General features: G+C 71.0%; 1 protein-coding gene. It reads left to right on the top strand.

The window, feature by feature from the left end; translation table 11 throughout:
* Positions 1-561 (top strand): His/Gly/Thr/Pro-type tRNA ligase C-terminal domain-containing protein (locus E4P40_RS27810; RefSeq protein WP_245160643.1); only part of this gene is annotated, 561 nt, incomplete at its 5' end.
* Between the last annotated feature and the right edge of the window lie 78 nt (positions 562-639).

Below are 639 nucleotides of genomic sequence, written 5' to 3' on the forward strand. Positions count from 1 at the left end.
CAGGGCTCGGAGTGGGGCGAGCTCGAGGGCATCGCCAACCGCACCGACTTCGACCTGTCGACGCACTCCGAGCACTCGGGCACGGACCTGTCGTACTTCGACCAGGCGACCAACACCCGCTGGACGCCGTACGTCATCGAGCCCGCGGCCGGCCTGACCCGCTCGCTCATGGCGTTCCTCATCGAGGCGTACACCGAGGACGAGGCGCCCAACGCGAAGGGCGGCGTCGACACCCGCACGGTGCTGAGGCTGGACCCGCGGCTGGCGCCGGTGAAGGCCGCCGTCCTGCCGCTCTCGCGCAACGCCGACCTCTCGCCCAAGGCGAAGGACCTCGCCGCCGTCCTGCGGAAGAACTGGAACGTCGACTTCGACGACGCCGGGGCCATCGGCCGCCGCTACCGCCGTCAGGACGAGGTCGGGACGCCGTTCTGCATCACGGTCGACTTCGACACCCTCGAGGACCAGGCCGTGACCATCCGCGAGCGGGACTCGATGAACCAGGAGCGGGTCGGGCTGGACGCGGTCGAGGCGTTCCTCGCCGCCCGCCTCCCCGGCTGCTGAACAGGTTGGCTAGGACGCCTCCGCCGTCATCGCATCGGTCGCGCGCTGACCCGGCGCGCGACCGACTCCGACGTCTTC

It is taken from the genome of Blastococcus sp. CT_GayMR20, from assembly GCF_004570345.1.